The sequence below is a fragment of the Granulicella sp. S190 genome (assembly GCF_009766095.1).
GTDB lineage: Bacteria > Acidobacteriota > Terriglobia > Terriglobales > Acidobacteriaceae > Edaphobacter.
The window spans coordinates 1-300 of record NZ_LMUD01000017.1; the positions used below are offsets into that span (position 1 = coordinate 1).

1 protein-coding gene is annotated in these 300 nt (G+C 56.0%); it reads left to right on the plus strand.

Translation table 11 applies throughout. The features are described 5' to 3' along the window. Nucleotides 1-12: 12 nt before the first annotated feature. Nucleotides 13-300, plus strand: a 288-nt coding sequence (locus GSQ94_RS11755; protein WP_254063814.1) for a hypothetical protein, incomplete at its 3' end; no start/stop codon positions are given.

The following is a 300-nucleotide window of genomic DNA, read 5'->3' on the forward strand; positions in this document are numbered from 1 at the left end:
TCGTAAACGAGGGTGTCGGATGTTAAGCCGATCGTCCAAGTCAGCGCTTACACTTGCGACCGCTGCGGTTGCGAAATTTTCCAGCCTGTCACTGATAAGCAGTACGGTCCTCTGATCATGTGCCCGTCCAGGGACTGCAAGAGCAACCAGTCCAAGGGACAGCTGAACCCTTCGACGCGCGCATCCAAGTTTCTTCCCTTCCAGGAGGTCAAGGTTCAGGAGATGGCCGAGCAGGTTCCCATCGGTCAAATTCCTCGATCTCTCACAGTCCACTGCTTTGGCAGTTTGGTGCGCCGCGTG